Genomic DNA, 21,323 nt, shown 5'->3' on the forward strand with positions numbered 1-21,323 from the left:
ATAAATCAAAACGCAGTGTATTCTACTGAAATTTGTGCTCGGAGCATCTTATTTTATCGAATTATTGCTAACCATTTTTATGAGTATGATTCACTAGCTATTTTCATTAGGCTTTTTAGCTATTAGTTATGGCGATCGTTTCTTATCCCGTTTAGCAAGGGTGTTATAACCTGACAAACTATCGGGGTAGTAATTTTAGATAAGCAACTCTGGGGTTATAGAATAATGACAAAAAAACAGTCTCCCATATCGGCATTGCCAATATCGGTGGAACAACTTTCACGTTTGCAGACGGCTGTCGATGACTTTTCATCTCACCAACTCGCTTGGTTGTCTGGTTATTTGTGGGGAATGGTTAATCAAAATACAGTCACTAACGTGCCTATGAGTGCTGAAGTACCACAAGATGAAACTATTACGATTATTTCAGCTTCACAAACAGGGAATGCTCGACGTTTGTCTGAGCAACTGAGAGAACGACTCATAAGTGAAAAACTGAATGTCAACTTAGTTAACGCGGGAGATTATAAATTTAAACAAATCTCACAAGAAAAAGTGTTAGTCATCGTAGCATCAACTCAAGGAGAGGGAGAGCCAGCCGAAGAAGCGGTTGCTTTATATAAGTACTTGCATTCTAAAAAGGCACCCAATTTGAGTGGTACGGTATATGCTGTTTTTGCTTTAGGTGATTCTTCTTATGAAAAGTTTTGCCAAGCAGGGAAAGATTTTGATACTCAATTATCGCAATTAGGCGCGACATCATTGCTTGAGAGGATTGATGCAGATGTCGAGTATCAATCCATCGCTGAAGCATGGATTGAGGATTTGACGCAGCGCCTTAAAGAGCGAGTGCCTACGCAAAGTGATCAGCAATTGGTGGTAACCCAAGCGGGCAGTGTTGATGAAATACATTCATCGCCTTATACAAAGACAGCGCCTCTGACCGCGTCATTACTCGTCAATCAAAAAATTACTGGGCGTGGATCGCTAAAAGATGTTCGTCATATTGAAATAGACCTTGGCGATTCAGGGTTACGTTATCAACCGGGAGATGCTCTAGGTGTGTGGTTCGATAATGATTCAGCCCTTGTCGATGAATTGATAGGCTTATTATGGCTGACAGGTGATGAACCAGTTCAGGTGGCTGAACAATCATATCCATTACGTGATGCATTGATACACCATTTAGAATTGACTCAAAACACACATCTAATTGTTGAAAAATATGCCAATTTAGCAAAAGACGATGCATTACTTGGTTTGATCAGCGATAAACAAGCACTGTTACATTACGCTCAGACAACCCCTATTGTTGATATGGTTAGGCAGGCTGCTTCTCAGCCGACAGCCCAAGAGTTTGTTGATATTCTTCGGCCGATTACTCCAAGACTGTATTCAATTGCCTCTTCACAAGCGGAAACAGAGGATGAAGTACATGTCACTGTAGGGGTTGTACGTTATGACATTGATGGACGAGCTCGTACGGGTGGCGCTTCTGGTTTTTTAGCTGATCGCCTTAAAGAAGGTGACGAGGTACGTATATTCATTGAACATAATGATAACTTTCGCCTTCCAGCTGACACCTCGAAACCCGTCATTATGATAGGCCCAGGAACCGGTATCGCTCCATTTAGAGCCTTTATGCAGCAACGTGATAATGAACAAGCGACGGGTAAAAACTGGTTGTTTTTTGGTAATCCTCACTTTGTTGAAGATTTTCTCTATCAAGTGGAATGGCAGCGCTATGTCAAAGATGGCTTATTGACCAACATTTCATTAGCTTGGTCTCGAGATCAAGCCCAAAAAGTTTATGTACAGGATAAGTTACGCGAACAAGGGGAAGAGGTATGGCGCTGGATTGAAGATGGCGCACATATTTACGTCTGCGGCGATGCGAATCACATGGCACGTGATGTGGAACATGCGTTGTTGGATATTATTAGCCAATACGGCAACATGGATAGTGAATCGGCAGATGAGTTTTTGAGTGAGCTGCGCGTAGAGCGCCGGTATCAGAGGGATGTCTACTAATGAGCGATAAAAAATACGGGCCTTTGGTCGTAGAAGGCAAACTGGCTGATAGTGAGCGTATGAAAAATAATAGTCATTATCTGCGTGGAACTATCAAAGAAGACCTTAAAAATGGGCTGAGTGGGGGTTTTGAGGGGGATAACTTTCTGCTCATTCGCTTCCACGGTATGTATCAGCAAGATGATCGCGATATTCGCGCGGAACGGGCGGAGCAAAAATTAGAACCTCGCCATGCGATGATGCTACGCTGCAGATTACCAGGTGGAATTATTACGCCAAAGCAATGGTTGGACATCGATAGATTCGCCTCTGAGCATACGTTGTACGGTAGCGTGCGTATTACTAATCGGCAGACCTTTCAATTTCATGGCATTTTAAAAGGGGATGTCAAGCCAGCGCATCAGATGTTACATCACGTCGGGTTGGATGCCTTAGCAACGGCCAATGATGTCAACCGTAATGTGTTATGTACATCTAACCCTGTGCAGTCTGAGTTGCATCAGCAGGCGTATGAATGGGCAAAAAAAATATCGGAGCATCTATTGCCTAAAACCAATGCTTATGCGGAGATTTGGCTTGATAAAGAGAAAGTCGAAACCACAGATGAAGAGCCTATATTAGGGAAAACCTATTTACCGAGAAAATTCAAAACATCGGTAGTGATCCCACCCTTAAATGATGTAGATCTACATGCTAACGACATGAATTTCATAGCGATCGCTGAAAATGGTGAGCTTATCGGTTTTAACGTACTGGTTGGTGGTGGTCTAGCCATGACTCATGGTGATACAGCGACTTTTCCACGGTTAGCCAGTGAGTTCGGGTTTATTTATTTGAAGGATACGTTAGCTGTTGCGGAAGCGATTGTGACGACTCAGCGCGACTGGGGAAATCGTACTGAACGTAAAAACGCCAAAACAAAATACACTCTTGAACGGGTTGGTGTAGAAACATTTAAGCAAGAAGTAGAACGGCGTTCGGGAGTGATATTTGAAGCCATTAGGCCTTATCAATTTACTCAACGTGGTGATCAAATTGGTTGGCTAAAAGGGATAGATAATCATTGGCATTTAACGTTATTTATTGAAAATGGCCGCCTGATTGATTTACCTAATAAGCCCCTAAAGACAGGTGTAGCAGAAATTGCAAAAATTCATCAAGGGGATTTTCGTTTAACGGCAAACCAAAATTTAATTGTTGCTGGTGTACCTGAAACGGAAAAAGCCCGTATTGAGGCGATTGCCCGTGAACATGGTTTGATGAGTGCAGAAGTGACTGCGCAGCGTGAAAACTCAATGGCTTGTGTTTCTTTCCCAACGTGTCCACTGGCGATGGCAGAGGCCGAGCGTTTTTTACCTGAATTTGTCACTGAGGTTGAAAAAATCATGCAATCACACGGCATTGGTGATGAGCATATTGTTTTACGCGTTACGGGGTGCCCAAATGGATGTGGTCGAGCAATGCTGGCGGAAGTTGGGCTCGTGGGTAAAGCACTCGACAGATACAATTTACATTTAGGGGGAAACCGGATTGGTACTCGCATTCCTCGTATGTATCGTGAAAACATTAGTTCAGCCGAAATTTTATCTCTTTTAGATACCTTGATTGGTGATTGGGCTAGAGGGCGTCAAGCACAAGAAGGATTTGGTGATTTCTTAATACGCACGGATGTGGTGAAGCCGGTGCTGAACTCTGCGGTTGATTTCTATGAGGTTAAGGAGGCCGTATGAGCCAGCTTGAACTCGCTGAGGTATTAAAATTAGACAAAGCAGAACAAGACGAGTATTTATCTGCATTTAATGCCCAGTTAGAAAAATATGATGCTATCAAACGAATCGAATGGGCAATGAACCATTTACCTACAGCGTTTGTATTGTCATCGAGTTTTGGAATACAAGCCGCTTTAACGCTACATATGGTCACTCAAGTCATTCCTGATATTCCAGTGATCCTCACCGATACAGGGTATCTTTTCCCTGAAACCTATCGTTTTATTGAGGAATTGACGGAAAGGCTGAGGTTAAATTTGCATGTTTACCGTTCGCCATTGTCTCCTGCTTGGCAAGAGGCTGTTTATGGGCGCTTATGGGAACAAGGACTATCAGGAATCGAGCAATATAATCAAATCAATAAAGTTGAGCCGATGAACCGTGCTTTGCAGGAATTGAAAGCACAAAGCTGGTTTTCTGGATTACGTAGAGAGCAGTCGGCGAGTCGTGCTATGTTGCCAGTATTGAATATAGGTAAAGGGATATTTAAAGTCTTACCTGTTATTGATTGGAATAATCGGCAAGTACATGAGTATCTGACACAGCATAACCTACCTTATCATCCATTGTGGGAACAAGGATATTTGTCCGTGGGGGATACCCACACCACTCGAAAATGGGAACCGGGTATGAGTGAAGAAGAAACCCGCTTCTTTGGTTTAAAGAGAGAATGTGGGCTTCATGAAGGTTAAGCGATATCAATATATTGAGTGGCTGACTACTAAATTAGCCACTCAATATCATCATTAATCTATTCTAGAATAAGTATTTAAATCTCACTCTTGTGCCGTAACGATCTTTGTCGCTATTTTTCACTTCAATATCTTTTCCATCAATGACTGAATAGTATGCCCCGATATAAATTTTAAAATTATTCATATCAAGTATATCCGGTAACTCATAAGAGGTATAAAGGGTATGAATATCATATTTGCCAGGACCAAAGATGACTTCATTATCAATATTGTTATCATAATTTAATGCATAGGATTTGATGTCATTATGAGCGTAGATATACCCTAACTGTAAACGACGCCATAGAATATTTGCACCTGTCGTAAAATCAGTTTCATGACTGGCATCTAAATAGGCGGTATTCCAATTTATCGTCAAGCCATTGGTTGGATCATTTTTTAAATTATTCCAGCCCAATGTTAAGCCATAGCCATTGCGTTTAGACTGATCTTTAAATTGGCCTGTGTTTTTATCTTCATAACCATAGGCATTATTCACGATATTGCTTTCTAGCGCAGCAGCAATTTTAAAGCTATCTTTTTCCCAAGCGATAACAGGACGGACATAGACAACATTCTTTTTATTAATCAGTTTTCGTCCGTGGTACTCACTATTGCTAAAGATACTGGTACCATCTTCAATAAGCAGGTTTGTTTCGAAATACCAATTGTCATATTTCGTATTAAACATCATGCTGCCGCCGCTATTGGTTCTTCCTCGACCTTCTTTCATCATATAAATGTAGCCAAACCCATCGCTATAGGTGTCATTGGCGGTATTGCCTGAATACTCAACAAAGGTATCTTGATTTAATGGGAACATATCATAGGCTTCATAGCGACCTAGCTTTATTTGCCAACTCTCTTTTTTACCAAAATGAAATTCAGCATCATCTAAGCTCACATCTCCATCAATTTTAGCGAGAGGTTGGACAGAAAAACCCGCATAGTTTTTATTATCTAATACTCGTTCACCATCTAAACCGATTAGAATTCGTCCATTGATTCCCCATTTATCATAGTCACCAAAATCTTTGTCTTTTCCTGCTTGGGTATTAATTGAAGTAAGTTGTCCTTTTTTACTAGCAATATCTGTATTAAATTCGACATCACCATACAACTTAAGGGTTCCATATTGACTATTGGTTTCAATTAAATTAGGCGCTTCAGATGTTTTTTTAGTCACTATTTGTTGGTCATTAGCTGGTTGACTAATCGTAGCATTATTCTTTAATACATTTTCTAAATGGGCAGCTTTTTGTTCAGCAAGTTCGGCTCTTTTTTCAGCTGCAAGGGTTCGTTGTTCTAATAGGGCTAAACGTTGTTCTATTGATAGAGAGTTTGTATTAGCTAAGGTTATTGTTGGTACAGTTAATCCCAAGCTAATAGCAATAGCGAGTAGTTTCATATTCATTCTTTATTCCTTTTATACCTAAGTGGGAAATATATTTCCCACTTGATATTTTATTATTGGAGTAGTGTCTGTATATTTATTTCAGTCAATGAATTTACTTCCAGATCTGCTTCGGGTAATAACCCTTCAGCGATAATACCAATAGCATAAATCCCTGCTTTCTTTAGAGATTGTATTCCTGCTATTGAATCTTCAAAGCCAACACAAAATTCTACGGGGACATGAATAAGTTGTGCTGCCTTTAAAAATATTTCTGGGTCAGGCTTTCCTTTTGCTAAGGATTTAGGGTCAACAATAGCTTGAAAATAACTATCAATATTTAATTTCTTTAATATTGTTGGTGCATTCTGAGATGCTGAAGCGATAACACAAGGAATATTGTATTGATAGGCCTGTTCAATTAATTCTAACACACCAGGTAAAATATCTTTTGGCGTAATGTTATCCAATAACTTCACATAGTAGTTATTTTTTCTTTCTGATAATTCACTTTTCTCTTGAGCAGAAAAAAGGTTTTGCTTATTACCATAATTTAATATTTTATCTAATGATTCTGTTCGGCTAATACCTTTTAAGGTTTGATTGAACTCTTCATTAATGTCAATACCAATTTCATTCGCTAATTTCTTCCATGCTAAATAGTGATAGCCAGCAGTATCCACAATAACGCCATCTAAATCGAATATCAGACCTTTAACCATTAGTTTTATCCTCATTGAAGTTTAAACAAAAAGCCGTGTTATCAATAAGGTGATATTGATGATGATTAATGGATATTATGCAGGCTTTATCGCTCGTAACAGTAATGTCATTATGAGTTAGGTTAATGTGATACAAAACATTTTGATGGTTTAAATGGAAACTCAGTCTCTGCCATTGGTTTGGCAATGATGGTGTAATATTGAGAGTATCTTGACGAATATCCACACCCGCATAAGCCATAATCGTGGTATTTAACGTTGCGGCCATGACACCGGTATGAATTCCTTCAGCAGTTGTTCCACCTTGAATATCATTGTAGTCTGAATATAAGGCATCCTGATAAAGTTTCCATGACAGGTCATGTCTTTGTATTTGTTCGGCTAAATAGGCATGAACAATACGAGATAACGTTGAACCATGAGACGTTCGTTCAAGATAATACTGAAGGTTTTTTTCAGCGAAATCGTCAGACAATGAGTAGCCTAGAGACTCAATTAAGAATTTGACGGTCGCTTTATCTAGATTATTAAATAACATCAGCGTATCGGCTTGTTTAGCGACTTTAAAATCATCGGCTGACTTATTTTCTTTACGCAATATCCGATCCATACGATAAATATTGCCATATTTTTGGCGATAGCTTTCCCAATCCAATTCATTCAACGAAAAGTAACCTGAAAATTGTTCAATCACTTCATCTTGATTAAGCGTAACGGCCAGTTGGGTTCTAATATGGTTAAGTTGCTGAATGAGATCTGCATCAAAGCCCAATTCAGTGAATTTATGGGTAAAGTGGCTATTGCTATACAGTGTCACTATTTCATTAAATAGCCATGCGACCATTAAATTGGTATAGGCATTATCTTTTAAACCACCTTCTTGTGAGTCAGAATATTTTTCATGGAATTCATCAGGTCCCATAACGCCACTAATATGAAAACGCTGATCTCGTTCATCAAATTGGCATAGGCTTACCCAAAATAAGGTAATTTCATTGAGTAATTCTAAACCGTAATCCGCCATAAATTGATGATCAAGAGTATTGCGCCAATATAGCCAGACGTTGTAAGCAATCGCTAATGAAACATGGCGTTGACGGCAACTATGATCCGGATCCCATTGTCCAGAGAGTGGATTGAGATGTAGCACTTGTGTTTGTTCACTACCATCATGCCCTGATTGCCATGGGAACATGGCTCCTTGAAAACCTGCCGCTTTGGCTGCTGAACGCGCCGTTTCTAAACGATGATAACGATAGAGTAAAAGTTGGCGAGCGGTGTTAGGAAAATGCATGATATAAAAAGGCAGTATGAAAATTTCATCCCAGAAAATATGCCCTCTATAGGCTTCGCCGTGTAAGCCTCTTGCTGTTACAGATACATCTAATTGATGTTTTTCATTACTAAATGGTGAAGCCGATGCAAGCAGATGGTAGGTGTGTAAACGCAACAATTTTTGCGTCATTAAATCGCCTGAAACAACAATATCAGCGCTATTCCATAAGCTTGCCCATGCTTGTTTAGTCTCTAATAATTGCGCTTTTAAGGTTGGAAGTTGCCAGTTTACAATCTCATGCCAATGATGTGGGTAGGCGGTAGAGGTTGTCATAGCAACACATTTTTCTAATGTATAGCTGATATTTTGTTTGGCATTAAAAGTAATTGTTTGATCAACCACGGATTCAGAAACATGGCAAACAATGTCTTTGTTTGTAAAAAAATCACCATAAATATTTGAGGTCAAACCTATCCCTATTTTTGACTGATTTGTTTCTGCTAATAGGTAAGCTGTTTGTTGTTTTGCACCTGTTTTTAACACATGGTAATGATGTTGATTAAGACTACGATAACGTTCCACTCCGGCATTAACCGTATTTCCTTCTAATCTGGTGACTACGGTTATTTCCGCGGAGAAATTTAATGGCGTAAATTGGTAGTGAAGACAATAGTGGGACATATCCGCCATATTGGTAAACTTGAAGCAGCGAATACTCAATTGCTTTCCATCCGCAGTTTCAATCAGCCAATCAGATGACATCACTCCGGTTTTCATGTCTAAATGACGGGTGAGGCGGTGAGTCGTTACGTTATTAGGATGAATATAATCAGAGTCACCGATTCTAAGGGAGATAAATTGTCCATTCGGCGCATTAACGAAATCTTCATTAATAACTTGATGATCACCTATTTGGGATGTTGCTTGATTATATAATCCTGCCACATAGGTTGCTGGGTAGTAATTTTCGCTGGCGGTCATTTCAGGTAATGTGCCGCGTAGTCCGATATAACCATTTGCAACAGTTAATAGTGACTCTTGGCAATATTCATCTTTACCTGACGTTAGCCCTGAATATTCGATAGACCATGTAAATTCATTTTCTTTATCAGCTAATTTTTCTGCTATATTCGTTAACTGATTTAATGAGTTCGTTTTTTCTATAATAAAGGGAGAGTTAAACGTCTCAGAGAAAAAATTTGCTAAGTTAATTGTTTTATTATCTTTTGTTTTAATAATAGCATTTTTTTCAGCATCCTGATCAAAAGGAGGAGCTATAATACCTCCATGCATCAGAGGAAAGTCATTTTTTATTTTTTCAACAACGTTTAACCAGTCATGATAAGTATTATTTAAAAAATCAAATGAGTAATGTTGTTTTTTATTTTTGTCTTCAACAGACACGCTGATATCTGAAAAAATAATAAGTAAGTAATTCATAATAAACCTTAAATTTAATGATACATTAATTAGCTTGTAGCGTGCCTTTTCTTTCTTTATAGCGATAGGCAATAATCGTTAACCCAATCGGAACGATAATAGAAACAATCATGGCAAATAGATAAACTAACCAATAAGTAGGCTGTATCGATAAAATGCCAGGTAAACCACCAACGCCAATACCATTTGATAACACATGATTTAAACCGCAAATCAACCCCGCAAGCGCGGATCCAATCATTGCGCATAGCATTGGAAATCCATATTTTAAGTTAACCCCATACATGGCGGGTTCGGTGACACCTAAATAAGCCGAGATAGCCGCAGGAATAGTAATTTCATGTTCATTGACTTTACGACTGACAATGATAATACCAACAACCGCAGATGCTTGAGCAATATTAGAGAGCGCAATAATTGGCCAAATAGGTGTACCGCCATAGCTCTGAGTCATTTGTAGATCAATGGCTAAGGTTGTGTGATGTAATCCGGTAATCACCATTGGCGAATAGAAGAAACCAAAGATAGCAGAGCCAATAGGGGCGAAGTCACCTAACATTAATAATTTGATTATTTCAGCGATACCATTACCGATCCCTCTGCCTATTGGGCCTAAAATAACATGGGCAACAAAAACAGAAACAATTAGGGTAACGATTGGAACAATAACCAATTTTAAATAATCGGGGATATAACGGCGTAAGCGGGTTTCAAACCAACCTAAAAATAATCCAGCCAAAATAGAAGGAATGACTTGAGCTTGATAGCCTACTTTCGCAATGGTAAATAATCCAAAGTTCCAAATATCAGGCACTTGGGAACCTAAATTATAGGCATTCATCAGCTGAGGTGACACTAATGTAATACCAAGTACTAAACCGAGAGCTGGGGTACCCCCCATTTTTTTAGTACTAGACCAACAAATACTCACGGGTAAAAAATGGAATATCGCTTCACAAGGTAACCATAGAAATTCATAGATAGGTTGTAGCCAAGGATAAAAATAGGTTAATGGTTTATTTTCTGATATCGGCATTTCACCGATGACATTGCGTAAACCTAAAAGTAAGCCCCCACAAATTAAAATTGGTAATAAAGGAACAAATATTTCGGCCAAATTAGCTATCAGCCTTTGCCAAAAGCTCATGTTTTTTTTTGCGTCAGATTTAACCTCATCTTTGCTTTTTGTTTTTAACTCTAAACAATTAGAAAGTGTTTTATAGTAGCTTTCAACTTCTATACCAATAATAACTTGAAATTGACCTGCATTATTAAAACAGCCTTTAACAAAAGGAATTTGTTTTATTTTATCTATATCAGCAAGATTGGGATCATTAAGGACAAAGCGTAACCTTGTTAAGCAGTGAGAAACACTAATGATATTATTTTTACCGCCAATCAGCACAATAAGCTCTTCAATGGCTTTTAAATCTTTGGCACTAGACATATTCATTTTCTCGTGATGGTTTCGTTTTTTTTAATATATATCGTTATTTGACTTATTCAAACGGGAACGTTCCCATAACTAGACGATGATCACATGTCATAATCATTAATTATTGAAAATTATTAATTTAAGCTGTCGCTAGAAATAATGATTTTTTGAGGGGGAATTGTTTCTTTTTGCATTTTGATCAATATATTAGCTGCTTCTTTCCCACTTTCTCTAAAACCTAAACGGTAAAACTTAGTTTGAGGAAATAAAAATGTCAGTAAGTCGTTGCGACCAATACAGGCAACATCAATATGCGTCATTTTTTGTTCAGACAAATATTTTTGAACGCCAAATGCTAAAGAATCTGTTGCGCATAAGATAGCTTGTGGGGATGTCGTGACTATTTCTTTAGCGAGCAGGTAACCACTTTGATAATTTAGCTCACCTAGACGTGCATGAGGGGTTAAATGATGCTGTTCGCAATATTGTAAGTAGGATTGATAACGAAGTAAGCCCGTTGTTTCATCATGAATATTGATCCCAACATAACTGATTTTGTCATGTTTCTTTTGTCCATGAAAATAATGCATTAAGTTTTTAACTGCATTGTCATCGTCGTGACAGATTGAAACAAACCCTTCTAATGGTCGTGCAATGACCACCATTTTTTGCTTCCACTCGACCAATTTATTGGTATCTATACCTGAAAAAGCGAAGAGCACAATACCGTCAACTTTTTGACGAGCAAGCATTTTCAAATGTTCTTCTATTTTCTCTTGCTTAAACTGGGTTTCTAAAATAATCGGGTCGATATTATTTTCATAGAAAATAGGTAGCATGGAGCTGACAGCTTGGTTTTCTGCATAAGAATCTAGACGAGTCATGATGATGCCAAAAGAACGATTTGAGTATCCTCGCATCGCACGAGCCGATTTTGATGGCGTAAATTGATATTTTTTGATTATTTGATTAACTTTTTGTCGAGTTTCTTCATTAACCATTGGATCTTGATTAATGACACGTGAAACCGTTGATTTACCTACACCGCACAATTTTGCTATATCATTGATGGTTAATTTTTTTTTATCAGTATTTATCATGATGTTTCGTCTTAATTGGCTGAATACTTATAAAGGCTAAATAATTTATATTTTTGTTCTATTGATGATCTTAGTCTAACTCATTTTTTTCAAGATATTTGTATAAAAGAAGCGATCAACATCCGTTATCACCCTTCTCCGTATTCACTGACCTATTTGGTCTCTGCCATTGACTCAGTAATGACTTATTCCTTTGCGTTACATCTAATGAATTTTTGGCATTTCATAACCCAACTTGCACGCCATATAGTCAATTTAAATCGTTGTCATAAAAAAGTGATATAACACCGGAAGAGTAAGATGGAATATTTACCGTTATTTGTGGATCTGCGATCCCGTAAAGTTGTGCTAGTTGGCGGTGGTGATGTTGCGGCACGTAAAGCTGAGCTGTTACTGAAAGTCGATGCAGCGCTTATGGTCATATCTCCTACATTAAGTCCGGTTTTACAACGTCTTTATGAGCAAAAAAAATTTATCTGGGTTAAGGAAGAGTATCATTTTTCTCATATCGAAAAGGCTTATCTAGTGATCGCTGCAACAGACCAACCTGCATTGAATGAGAAAGTTTTTCATGATGCGGAGTCACAACAAATTTTAGTTAATGTTGTGGATGAGAAACCATTATGTTCTTTCATTGTTCCGTCAATTATTGACAGAGACCCTGTCGTTATCGCCATCTCATCTGGGGGAACAGCGCCGGTTCTTGCTCGCTTATTGCGTGAAAAACTTGAAGCCATGTTGCCGAATTCGTTAGGGCATATGGCAAAAATAGCAGGGCGGTGGCGAGAAAAAGTCAAATCATCGATAACGAGCATGCGCGAACGAAAACGCTTTTGGGAAAAAAGCTTTAATGGTCGTTTTGCCTCGTTAGTTGAAAAAGGTCAACTCCTTGAAGCCGAACAGCAATTAGAGAAGCAATTATCTGAAAGGGATAATAGCGGCGAACTTATTCTAGTAGGCGCAGGGCCTGGTGATGCGGGCTTGTTGACGTTAAAAGGCTTGCAAGTTGTACAAAACGCGGACGTTGTTTTATATGACAACTTAGTCAGTGAGGAAGTACTTGATTTAGTGCGACGAGATGCGGACAAAATCTGTGTCGGAAAGCGAGCTCATCATCACTCGGTTTCACAAGAAGAAACGAATGCATTAATCGTCAAATTGGCTAAACAAGGAAAAAAAGTTGTTCGATTAAAGGGGGGGGATCCGTTTATTTTCGGGCGAGGTGGTGAAGAGCTTCAGGTTGCGGCAGAAGCTCAAATTCCTTTCCAAGTGGTTCCTGGTATTACAGCCGCGATTGGTGCAACCGCCTATGCGGGGATCCCGCTTACACATAGAGAACATGCTCAAAGCGTCACGTTTATCACGGGTCATTGCAAAAATAATGGTAACGACCTTGACTGGCCAGCGCTGGCTAGCGGACATCAAACATTAGCTATCTATATGGGAACGGTAAAAGCTGAATATATCAGTAAACAACTGATTGAATTTGGACGTTCCCCAAACACACCTGTTGCGGTCATTGGTTGCGGAACACGCAATAATCAGCAGGTGCTTAGCGGGCAGTTACATGAATTAGAGACACTTGCTCAGCAAGCACCTTCCCCTGCTTTATTGGTGATTGGCGAGGTTGTTGCATTGCATCAACAATTAGCTTGGTTTGGTCATCATGGCGTGGAAAACAGATGGCGTTCCGCCGTGCTGGAATTGGCTTAAAAGGAGGCCATCATGAATGAAAAACGATTGACTCATTTGCAGCAACTGGAAGCCGAAAGCATTCATATTTTACGTGAAGTCGCGGCTGAGTTTGCAAACCCGGTAATGCTTTATTCAATAGGCAAAGATTCATCCGTCATGCTTCATCTAGCGCGAAAAGCGTTTTATCCGAGTAAATTGCCATTTCCGCTGTTACATGTTGATACTGGGTGGAAGTTCCGTGAAATGTATGAGTTTCGCGATAAAACAGCGAAAAATTATGGGTTTGAGCTTTTAGTTTATCGTAATCCAGAAGGGGCTAAACTGGGGATCAATCCATTCATACATGGTAGTGCAAAGCATACTGATATCATGAAAACAGAAGGATTGAAGCAAGCGCTCGATAAATATGGTTTTGATGCGGCATTTGGCGGTGCAAGACGTGATGAAGAAAAGTCACGAGCAAAAGAAAGAATTTATTCTTTTAGAGACCGCTCTCATCGCTGGGATCCCAAAAACCAACGCCCTGAGTTATGGCATAACTACAATGGACAAATAAATAAAGGTGAAAGTATACGTGTCTTTCCTTTATCAAACTGGACTGAACTGGATATTTGGCAATATATCTATTTGGAAAATATCGACATCGTTCCCCTTTATTTTGCGAAAGAACGCCCTGTGTTGGAGCGTGATGGCACATTATTAATGGTCGATGACGACCGTATTGACTTACAAGCGGGCGAAGTCATTGCTAAACGTAAAGTCCGTTTTCGCACTTTAGGATGTTGGCCATTAACTGGAGCCGTTGAATCACAGGCAGAAACATTACCTGAGATTATCGAGGAAATGCTGATATCGACAACCAGTGAGCGTCAAGGCCGATTAATTGATAGCGATCAGTCAGCATCAATGGAGCAAAAAAAGCGCCAAGGGTATTTTTAAGGGGGGAAACGTTATGGCAGATGTCGCATACAATGAAACAATTGCGGAGCAAATCAAGCAACAAGGTGGTGTGGAAGCTTATTTGTTAGCGCAACAGGAGAAAGGGCTATTACGTTTCCTGACTTGCGGGAATGTGGATGATGGTAAAAGTACGCTCATTGGTCGCTTACTTCATGACACACGGCAAATTTATGAAGATCAACTTTCTGTTCTGCAAAATGACAGTAAACGTATAGGAACACAGGGGGAAAAGTTAGATCTTGCGTTGCTGGTGGATGGTCTTGCAGCTGAACGTGAGCAAGGCATCACTATTGATGTCGCATATCGCTATTTCTCCACGCAAAAGCGTAAATTTATTATTGCAGATACGCCTGGGCATGAGCAATATACCCGAAATATGGCAACGGGCGCATCGACATGCTCACTTTCTATTTTGTTGATCGATGCTCGAAAAGGTGTTCAAGAGCAAACGCGGCGTCATAGCTTTATCAGCACATTGCTGGGTATCCGCCATTTAGTGGTTGCCGTCAATAAAATGGATTTGATGGACTATAGCGAAAGCGTATTCGAAAAAATTAAACAAGATTATCAGTCTTTTGCGACTGAGTTGCCTATCGACCTTAATGTATGGTTTGTGCCCATTTCGGCACTTGATGGCGATAATATTGTTAATAAAAGTCACAATCTACCTTGGTATCAAGGTGAGACGTTACTGCAAATTTTAGAGAATGTTCAGGTTCAGCAAAAAGCCTCAGAGCAAGCATTACGTTTTCCCGTTCAATATGTGAATAGGCCTAACCTTGATTTTAGAGGTTATAGCGGCACCTTATCTTCAGGAATAATTCATATTGGGCAGTCTGTTAAAGTACTTCCTTCTGGGCAGTTATCGCGAATCAAAGATATTGTCACTTTCGAGGGTTCACAACATTTTGCAATACCCGGTGAAGCCATCACGTTGGTCTTGGAAGATGATATTGATATTAGTCGCGGAGATTTAATTGTTGCCGAGGATGATACGCTAACAAGCACGCGTCAAGCGCTTATCGATGTTGTTTGGATGTCAGAACAACCATTGGTGCAGGGACAGCAGTTAGATATCAAAATTGCAGGCAAAAGAAGTCGAGCGAAGGTAGAAAATATTCAATATCAAGTTGATGTGAATAATTTGACGCAAAAGGTCGCGACTGAGTTACCGCTAAATAGTATTGGCCTTGTTGAATTCTCGTTTGATGAACCCCTGTTATTGGATAATTATCAACATAATGCGGATACCGGCGGCATGATCTTAATTGATAGGTTAACGAATGTTACAGCAGGCGCGGGGCTCGTTCGTGAAATTAAAGCAGATTTCATTGGGCAAGATGATCACTTTAGTGAATTTGAAATCGAGCTGAACAAGTTAATTAGGCGCCATTTCCCTCACTGGGGAGCTCGTGATTTGCTGGGTGGAAAATAACTATCATGGATTTGATTAATGAACATATTGTGTGGCATCCACATGCCATTACGCGTCAATTTAGAGAGCGAGCGAATGGCCATAAGGGGGCAGTGCTATGGTTTACGGGGCTGTCTGGCTCAGGTAAGTCAACATTGGCTGGTGCAATTGAACAAACATTAGCCGAGATGGAGATTAAGACTTACTTGCTTGATGGTGATAACGTACGCCATGGATTATGCCGAGACCTTGGTTTTAGCGAGGAAGATCGGCAAGAGAATATTCGACGCATTGGCGAAGTGGCTAAGCTGATGGTTGATGCTGGACTGATAGTTGCGACAGCGTTTATATCTCCTTATCGAGAGGACAGACAACGGGTTCGTGAATTGTTTGAAGCAAATCAATTTTTTGAATTGCACGTAGCAACACCAGTAGACATCTGTGAACAACGCGATCCAAAAGGGCTGTATAAGCAAGCGAGAGAGGGGAAGATAACGCATTTTACAGGGATTGATTCTCCGTATCAGGAGCCATTACAGCCGGAGTTACGCATTGATGGACGGCAGCCCATCGCTGATTCAATAACGCAAATTCTCCACCTGCTGAAAACTCAACAAGTTATTAAAACCTAATCTGTTATTCTCAAAAAGATGTTGCTGAATGGCCTTGAGTAGCATCTTTTCATCAACGACGCCGTTAAATCACATTTAATGGTATCTTCTTTTTACTTTCACGCTGATAAAATAACCTTTTTCTATTAAGATGTTGCACGAAAGTACAATCAATATTGTATTGGCGCTCGTATTTTTGTTGGCAAATTTCACTTGGATTGGTAATAGTGATTTTTATGATTCAAGGTACCCTATAATTTGCTAGTGAGAAACGGAACAAAAACAGCGTGATCAACACTAAGTTGAGTGAATTTTAATCATATAATATGTGATTTACTCTGACTTTTATGACATTACTTTCTTCTTAGTAGCGTCATGAGCTGAGTTATGGGATGATTAGCAAATCATTTCAGGGGGCAGAATGGGCAAATTAACGCTTCTATTAATCGCAGTATTAGCTTGGACGCAATATTCTCTATGGTTAGGAAAAAATGGTATCCATGATTATGTGCGAGTAAAAGACGATGTTGCAGCGCAAGAAATTATCAATTCTCGCTTAAAAGTGCGTAATGAGCAGTTATTTGCTGAAATTAATGACCTAAACGATGGTCAAGATGCGATTGAAGAACGAGCTCGCACAGAACTCGGAATGATCAAACCTGGCGAATCATTTTATAGAATGGTCAAAGAAAGTAATAATCAGAAAGCATCTAATAATCAATAAATAACGTATTTGCTCATGAATTATTATCGCGATTGGCCATTAATTTCGATGTAAGATCCAACATAATGAATAACTCAATCATTGGGGAAAACCCGCAAATTGTTGCAATAATTCCCGCGGCAGGTATTGGCAGCCGTATGAATGCTGATTGCCCAAAACAGTATTTACAAGTCGCAGGGAAAACAATCATTGAACACACGATTAGTGCATTGTTACTCAACCCTAGCGTCACCCATATCGTTGTCGCACTCAGCCCGGATGATGATTATTTTGCTAAGCTTGATATTGCACAAGATCCGCGAGTGACCACAGTAAACGGTGGAAAAGAGCGCGCGGACTCAGTGATGGCGGGGTTAAACCTTTTAGCCAAAAACGAAAGCATGCAAAATAAGTGGGTGTTGGTGCATGACGCAGCACGTCCTTGTTTGCATCAAGATGATTTAAATAAAATTATTCAGCTATCAACAAAAGAGTGTTGTGGCGGAATTCTTGCTGCGCCTGTTAGAGACACAATGAAGCGGAGTTTTAAAACGTCTGCTCTTATTGATCATACAGTTGAACGTGAAGCATTATGGCATGCATTAACCCCACAGTTTTTTCCATTATTGTTATTGCGGGATTGTTTAAGTAAAGCTTTGAAAGAAAATGCGGTTATCACAGATGAAGCCTCTGCCCTTGAATATTGTGGTTATCAACCTGTATTGGTTTCAGGGCGTTCAGATAACTTAAAAGTGACCAGACCAGAAGATCTTGCTCTGGCAGAATTTTATCTTTCTAAAATGAAATAAAAGGAATAAATCATGAGAGTTGGGCACGGGTTCGATGTACATAAGTTCGGTGGTGATGGTCCCATCATTATTGGTGGGGTTCGTATTCCATATGAACAAGGTTTATTAGCTCACTCTGACGGTGATGTTGTATTACATGCAGTAACGGATGCAATTTTAGGGGCTGCTGCACTCGGGGATATTGGTAAATTATTCCCAGATACCGATCCGGCCTATAAAGGTGCTGATAGCCGTGTGCTACTAAAAGAAGCTTATCGTCATGTACGTGCAAAAGGTTACAGTATCGGTAATATTGATGTCACTATCATGGCACAAGCCCCTAAAATGCTGCCACATATTCCACAAATGCGTGTCAATATTGCAGAAGACCTAGAATGCCATATGGATGACATTAATGTTAAAGCGACGACAACTGAACAATTAGGTTTTGTTGGTCGTAAAGAAGGTATTGCATGTGCTGCGGTAGTATTACTTGTTAAAGATAATGGTAGTGAAAATCATGAATGTACAGTACCTGCATGGTAAGCCGCTATCATTCGGTAAACTAAAAAGTCAGCCTGAAGACTTCATCGTTAAGGAAAACTTAGGTTTTGAGCTTGATGGAGAAGGCGAGCATGTTATGGTTCGTGTTGAAAAGATTGGCTATAACACGCTATTTGTTGCCGAGCAGCTCGCTAAGTTCGCAAAAATTTCAGCAAGAGCAGTAAGCTATGCTGGCTTAAAAGATCGCAATGCGATGACGGAACAATGGTTCTGTTTGCAGATGCCAGGTAAAGAAACACCTGATTTTTCTTTGTGGCAACTTGATGGCTGTCGAGTGATTGCGACAACGAGACAAAAAAGAAAATTGCGCATTGGCACCTTGAAAGGAAACCAATTTGAATTGACCATTCGGGAGATTTCGGATCCTGACGATGTCGAATTGCGTTTACAGAAAATAGCAGAGCAAGGCGTTCCTAACTATTTTGGTGAACAACGCTTTGGTCGAGATGGACAGAATTTAACTCAAGCGTTACGCTGGGCAAATCAAGAAATTACTGTTCGTGAGCGCAACAAACGAAGCTTTTATCTGTCAGCTGCACGCAGTGCGATGTTTAACCACGTGACGAGTGAGCGTATTGCGAACCAGACCGTCAATCAAGTGTTATTAGGTGATGCTCTTCAATTGACAGGGCGTGGCAGTTGGTTTGTGGCAACGACAGAAGAATTTTCTTCATTACAACCCCGAGTTGATACATTTGAACTTAGCATCACGGCACCTTTGCCCGGTGATGGTGAATTAGGTACGCAAGAAGATGCGCTAGCCTTTGAGACAGGTTGCTTAGAGAATTATCGCGCCTTGATAACATTGATGAAAACGGAACGGGTATCCTCAACACGTAGGGCGATGATGATGAAACCTCAAAACCTTCAATGGCAATGGGTTGATCAAACGACATTAAAAATGAGTTTTTTCCTTAATTCGGGAAGTTTTGCAACGAGCGTGGTGCGAGAACTTATTAATCAGGATAGTGCCGATGCTGAAAATTTTATTGAGTAACGACGATGGCGTGACAGCCCCTGGTATCCAAACACTGGCAGCTGCTTTACGCCAATATTATCAGGTGCAAGTGATTGCACCTGATCGTAATCGTAGTGGTGCATCAAACGCATTAACTTTAGATAAACCTTTAAGGATCCAAACACTGGCTAATGGTGACCTTTCAGTACAAGAAGGTACGCCGACAGATTGTGTTTATATTGGTGTTAACAAAGTGGTGAGACCAAGGCCTGATATTGTTGTATCTGGTATTAACTGTGGTCCTAACCTTGGGGATGATGTCATTTACTCAGGTACCGTTGCGGCAGCGACGGAAGGTCGACACTTAGGTTTACCTTCCATAGCAGTTTCTCTTGATGGTGACACGCATTTTGAAACCGCCGCAAAAGTGACTTGTGACATATTGGCATTGTTACAAAAAAATCCATTGCGAGCAGGCAATATATTGAATATCAATGTACCTGATATTCCTTACAATGAAGTGAAAGGGATTAAAGTCACTCGTTGTGGCAGTCGTCATGCCGCCTCTGAGGTTTACAATCTCGAAGATCCTAAAGGTAATATGCTGTATTGGCTTGGGCCAGTGGGGGAGATCCGCGATGCAGGGCCTGGTACCGATTTTGAGGCGGTATCGCAAGGTTATGTCTCCATTACGCCTTTACAAGTGGATTTAACAGCTTATAAAGCACATTCATTGATTGAAGAGTGGCTAGAGAAATCAGGAGTGAAAGTAGAATGAAAACAGGGCTCATGAAAGAACTATTGGCACAGTTACGCCAACAGGGAATTCACGATGAGCGCCTATTAGACGCTTTATCACGAGTTCCGCGTGAACGTTTTGTGGATGAAGCGCTTTCACATAAGGCCTATGATAACATCCCATTACCTATAGGTTATGGGCAAACTATTTCTCAGCCTTATATTGTTGCTAAAATGACCGCATTGCTTGCGGTTACACCGCAAGATCATGTTTTAGAAATAGGCACAGGTTCTGGCTATCAAACGGCTGTTTTAGCGCATTTAGCGGATCATGTTTTTTCAGTCGAAAGGGTGAAGAGTTTACAATGGACGGCGAAACGCCGTTTTAAACAACTTGATTTGCATAATATCTCTACTCGTCACGGTGATGGTTGGGAAGGATGGCAATCAAAAGGGCCTTTTGATGCGATTATCGTCACCGCAGCACCCAGTGAAATTCCTCCTCGGCTATTACAGCAATTAAAAGAAGGTGGACGTTTAGTTTTACCTGTTGGGGATAAAGACCAAGCCCTCAAGTTGATTATTCGTCGAGGAAATGATTATCACGCAAATGTCATAGAGAAAGTGCGCTTTGTTCCTTTAGTTTCAGGTGACTTAGCTTAGCGATTTAGTGGCGATGATCTTCGACAAAATATGACCTTGACTGCTCTAAAACTGAGTAAGTCGCATTTTCTATTAAGTCATAATCTCAAATTGTTATATTTTTGATATATTTGGCTTGTTCAATAATTTATATTTCTGTTTTAATAAGCCAAATACTTTTCGTTTAAGAGTTTTAATGTTCTAAATAATTCAAGCTGTAGCTAGGTGATGCAGGGCCTATAAAAGAGGTGACCTATGCGCATAAACCTAGTTAACAATGCTGCAACTTGAAGTATGATGAGAATAATAGGCTCGAATGTTTTACTGACGCAAATTTAGTTGTGATGTCA

At 39.9% G+C, this 21,323-nt stretch carries 18 protein-coding genes; 13 read left to right on the forward strand and 5 right to left on the reverse strand.

All coding sequences use genetic code 11. From position 1 onward, the window contains the following. Positions 1 to 225 precede the first annotated feature (225 nt). Genes cysJ through P2E05_RS04850 form a run of 3 tightly spaced genes read left to right on the forward strand, consistent with a single transcriptional unit; the run spans position 226 to position 4,492 of the window. Entirely contained in the window at positions 226 to 2,031 is a 1,806-nt protein-coding gene (cysJ, locus tag P2E05_RS04840; protein WP_251463686.1) for an NADPH-dependent assimilatory sulfite reductase flavoprotein subunit, read from the forward strand. Beyond that, positions 2,031 to 3,761 carry an assimilatory sulfite reductase (NADPH) hemoprotein subunit gene (cysI, locus tag P2E05_RS04845; protein ID WP_276123027.1) on the forward strand — a complete coding sequence of 577 codons (1,731 nt, stop codon included), beginning with the start codon at positions 2,031 to 2,033 and terminating at the stop codon, positions 3,759 to 3,761. The genes cysJ and cysI overlap by 1 nt, the downstream gene beginning before the upstream one ends. Beyond that, complete coding sequence (locus P2E05_RS04850; RefSeq protein ID WP_154623482.1) at positions 3,758 to 4,492, forward strand: phosphoadenylyl-sulfate reductase; 735 nt, start codon at positions 3,758 to 3,760, stop codon at positions 4,490 to 4,492. The genes cysI and P2E05_RS04850 overlap by 4 nt, the downstream gene beginning before the upstream one ends. A 64-nt stretch (positions 4,493 to 4,556) precedes the next feature. On the opposite strand, the gene P2E05_RS04855 is transcribed toward P2E05_RS04850, so the two are convergent. From P2E05_RS04855 to treR, 5 genes are all read right to left on the reverse strand, one after another. After that, positions 4,557 to 5,948, reverse strand: coding sequence for a carbohydrate porin (locus tag P2E05_RS04855; protein ID WP_276123028.1), 1,392 nt, complete (start codon positions 5,946 to 5,948; stop codon positions 4,557 to 4,559). Between the two features lie 53 nt (positions 5,949 to 6,001). Beyond that, on the reverse strand, positions 6,002 to 6,649 hold the full coding sequence (pgmB, locus tag P2E05_RS04860) for a beta-phosphoglucomutase (protein ID WP_251463692.1): 648 nt from the start codon (positions 6,647 to 6,649) through the stop codon (positions 6,002 to 6,004). After that, positions 6,642 to 9,365: a glycoside hydrolase family 65 protein gene (locus tag P2E05_RS04865; protein WP_276123030.1), complete on the reverse strand. Its 2,724-nt coding sequence runs from the start codon at positions 9,363 to 9,365 to the stop codon at positions 6,642 to 6,644. The genes pgmB and P2E05_RS04865 overlap by 8 nt, the downstream gene beginning before the upstream one ends. Positions 9,366 to 9,390: 25 nt before the next feature. Further along, positions 9,391 to 10,812 (reverse strand): PTS trehalose transporter subunit IIBC, encoded by a 1,422-nt coding sequence (treB, locus tag P2E05_RS04870; protein WP_154635559.1) that lies wholly within the window; start codon positions 10,810 to 10,812, stop codon positions 9,391 to 9,393. A 122-nt stretch (positions 10,813 to 10,934) separates the two neighbouring features. Beyond that, positions 10,935 to 11,900: a trehalose operon repressor TreR gene (gene treR / locus P2E05_RS04875; protein WP_154622372.1), complete on the reverse strand. Its 966-nt coding sequence runs from the start codon at positions 11,898 to 11,900 to the stop codon at positions 10,935 to 10,937. 300 nt (positions 11,901 to 12,200) lie between these two features. Between treR and cysG the strand changes: the two genes are divergently transcribed. The 10 genes from cysG to P2E05_RS04925 all read left to right on the forward strand — a co-directional run bounded on the left by cysG (position 12,201) and on the right by P2E05_RS04925 (position 20,994). Next, positions 12,201 to 13,613: a siroheme synthase CysG gene (gene cysG, locus P2E05_RS04880; protein ID WP_154622371.1), complete on the forward strand. Its 1,413-nt coding sequence runs from the start codon at positions 12,201 to 12,203 to the stop codon at positions 13,611 to 13,613. 12 nt (positions 13,614 to 13,625) lie between these two features. Further along, the gene (cysD, locus tag P2E05_RS04885) at positions 13,626 to 14,534 is read left to right on the forward strand and encodes a sulfate adenylyltransferase subunit CysD (RefSeq protein WP_154622370.1); all 909 of its coding nucleotides are present in this window, start codon (positions 13,626 to 13,628) and stop codon (positions 14,532 to 14,534) included. A 13-nt stretch (positions 14,535 to 14,547) separates the two neighbouring features. After that, a complete protein-coding gene (cysN, locus tag P2E05_RS04890; RefSeq protein ID WP_163860783.1) occupies positions 14,548 to 15,990 on the forward strand; it encodes a sulfate adenylyltransferase subunit CysN in 1,443 nt (480 codons plus the stop codon). 5 nt (positions 15,991 to 15,995) lie between these two features. Further along, positions 15,996 to 16,601, forward strand: a complete 606-nt coding sequence (gene cysC, locus P2E05_RS04895; RefSeq protein ID WP_163860784.1) for an adenylyl-sulfate kinase — start codon at positions 15,996 to 15,998, stop codon at positions 16,599 to 16,601. 400 nt (positions 16,602 to 17,001) lie between these two features. After that, entirely contained in the window at positions 17,002 to 17,304 is a 303-nt protein-coding gene (gene ftsB / locus P2E05_RS04900; protein WP_154622367.1) for a cell division protein FtsB, read from the forward strand. Between the two features lie 65 nt (positions 17,305 to 17,369). After that, positions 17,370 to 18,092 carry a 2-C-methyl-D-erythritol 4-phosphate cytidylyltransferase gene (ispD, locus tag P2E05_RS04905; RefSeq protein WP_154622366.1) on the forward strand — a complete coding sequence of 241 codons (723 nt, stop codon included), beginning with the start codon at positions 17,370 to 17,372 and terminating at the stop codon, positions 18,090 to 18,092. A 12-nt stretch (positions 18,093 to 18,104) separates the two neighbouring features. Beyond that, on the forward strand, positions 18,105 to 18,617 hold the full coding sequence (gene ispF, locus P2E05_RS04910; RefSeq protein ID WP_154622365.1) for a 2-C-methyl-D-erythritol 2,4-cyclodiphosphate synthase: 513 nt from the start codon (positions 18,105 to 18,107) through the stop codon (positions 18,615 to 18,617). Beyond that, positions 18,583 to 19,632 (forward strand): tRNA pseudouridine(13) synthase TruD, encoded by a 1,050-nt coding sequence (gene truD / locus P2E05_RS04915; protein WP_272658075.1) that lies wholly within the window; start codon positions 18,583 to 18,585, stop codon positions 19,630 to 19,632. The genes ispF and truD overlap by 35 nt, the downstream gene beginning before the upstream one ends. Continuing rightward, the gene (surE, locus tag P2E05_RS04920; RefSeq protein ID WP_163860786.1) at positions 19,610 to 20,371 is read left to right on the forward strand and encodes a 5'/3'-nucleotidase SurE; all 762 of its coding nucleotides are present in this window, start codon (positions 19,610 to 19,612) and stop codon (positions 20,369 to 20,371) included. The genes truD and surE overlap by 23 nt, the downstream gene beginning before the upstream one ends. Continuing rightward, positions 20,368 to 20,994, forward strand: a complete 627-nt coding sequence (locus P2E05_RS04925; RefSeq protein WP_154622362.1) for a protein-L-isoaspartate(D-aspartate) O-methyltransferase — start codon at positions 20,368 to 20,370, stop codon at positions 20,992 to 20,994. Before surE ends, P2E05_RS04925 begins: the two co-directional genes overlap by 4 nt. The last annotated feature ends 329 nt before the right edge of the window (positions 20,995 to 21,323 follow it).

Source organism: Providencia stuartii (assembly GCF_029277985.1).
GTDB lineage: Bacteria > Pseudomonadota > Gammaproteobacteria > Enterobacterales > Enterobacteriaceae > Providencia > Providencia zhejiangensis.

Excerpts from the sequence above, each read along its gene's own strand:
- cysJ (WP_251463686.1), top strand. The coding sequence starts at position 226 with ATGACAAAAAAACAGTCTCCCATATCGGCATTGCCAATATCGGTGGAA.
- cysI (WP_276123027.1), top strand. The coding sequence starts at position 2,031 with ATGAGCGATAAAAAATACGGGCCTTTGGTCGTAGAAGGCAAACTGGCT.
- P2E05_RS04850 (WP_154623482.1), top strand. The coding sequence starts at position 3,758 with ATGAGCCAGCTTGAACTCGCTGAGGTATTAAAATTAGACAAAGCAGAA.
- P2E05_RS04855 (WP_276123028.1), bottom strand. The coding sequence starts at position 5,948 with ATGAATATGAAACTACTCGCTATTGCTATTAGCTTGGGATTAACTGTA.
- pgmB (WP_251463692.1), bottom strand. The coding sequence starts at position 6,649 with ATGGTTAAAGGTCTGATATTCGATTTAGATGGCGTTATTGTGGATACT.
- P2E05_RS04865 (WP_276123030.1), bottom strand. The coding sequence starts at position 9,365 with ATGAATTACTTACTTATTATTTTTTCAGATATCAGCGTGTCTGTTGAA.
- treB (WP_154635559.1), bottom strand. The coding sequence starts at position 10,812 with ATGTCTAGTGCCAAAGATTTAAAAGCCATTGAAGAGCTTATTGTGCTG.
- treR (WP_154622372.1), bottom strand. The coding sequence starts at position 11,900 with ATGATAAATACTGATAAAAAAAAATTAACCATCAATGATATAGCAAAA.
- cysG (WP_154622371.1), top strand. The coding sequence starts at position 12,201 with ATGGAATATTTACCGTTATTTGTGGATCTGCGATCCCGTAAAGTTGTG.
- cysD (WP_154622370.1), top strand. The coding sequence starts at position 13,626 with ATGAATGAAAAACGATTGACTCATTTGCAGCAACTGGAAGCCGAAAGC.
- cysN (WP_163860783.1), top strand. The coding sequence starts at position 14,548 with ATGGCAGATGTCGCATACAATGAAACAATTGCGGAGCAAATCAAGCAA.
- cysC (WP_163860784.1), top strand. The coding sequence starts at position 15,996 with ATGGATTTGATTAATGAACATATTGTGTGGCATCCACATGCCATTACG.
- ftsB (WP_154622367.1), top strand. The coding sequence starts at position 17,002 with ATGGGCAAATTAACGCTTCTATTAATCGCAGTATTAGCTTGGACGCAA.
- ispD (WP_154622366.1), top strand. The coding sequence starts at position 17,370 with ATGAATAACTCAATCATTGGGGAAAACCCGCAAATTGTTGCAATAATT.
- ispF (WP_154622365.1), top strand. The coding sequence starts at position 18,105 with ATGAGAGTTGGGCACGGGTTCGATGTACATAAGTTCGGTGGTGATGGT.
- surE (WP_163860786.1), top strand. The coding sequence starts at position 19,610 with ATGCTGAAAATTTTATTGAGTAACGACGATGGCGTGACAGCCCCTGGT.
- P2E05_RS04925 (WP_154622362.1), top strand. The coding sequence starts at position 20,368 with ATGAAAACAGGGCTCATGAAAGAACTATTGGCACAGTTACGCCAACAG.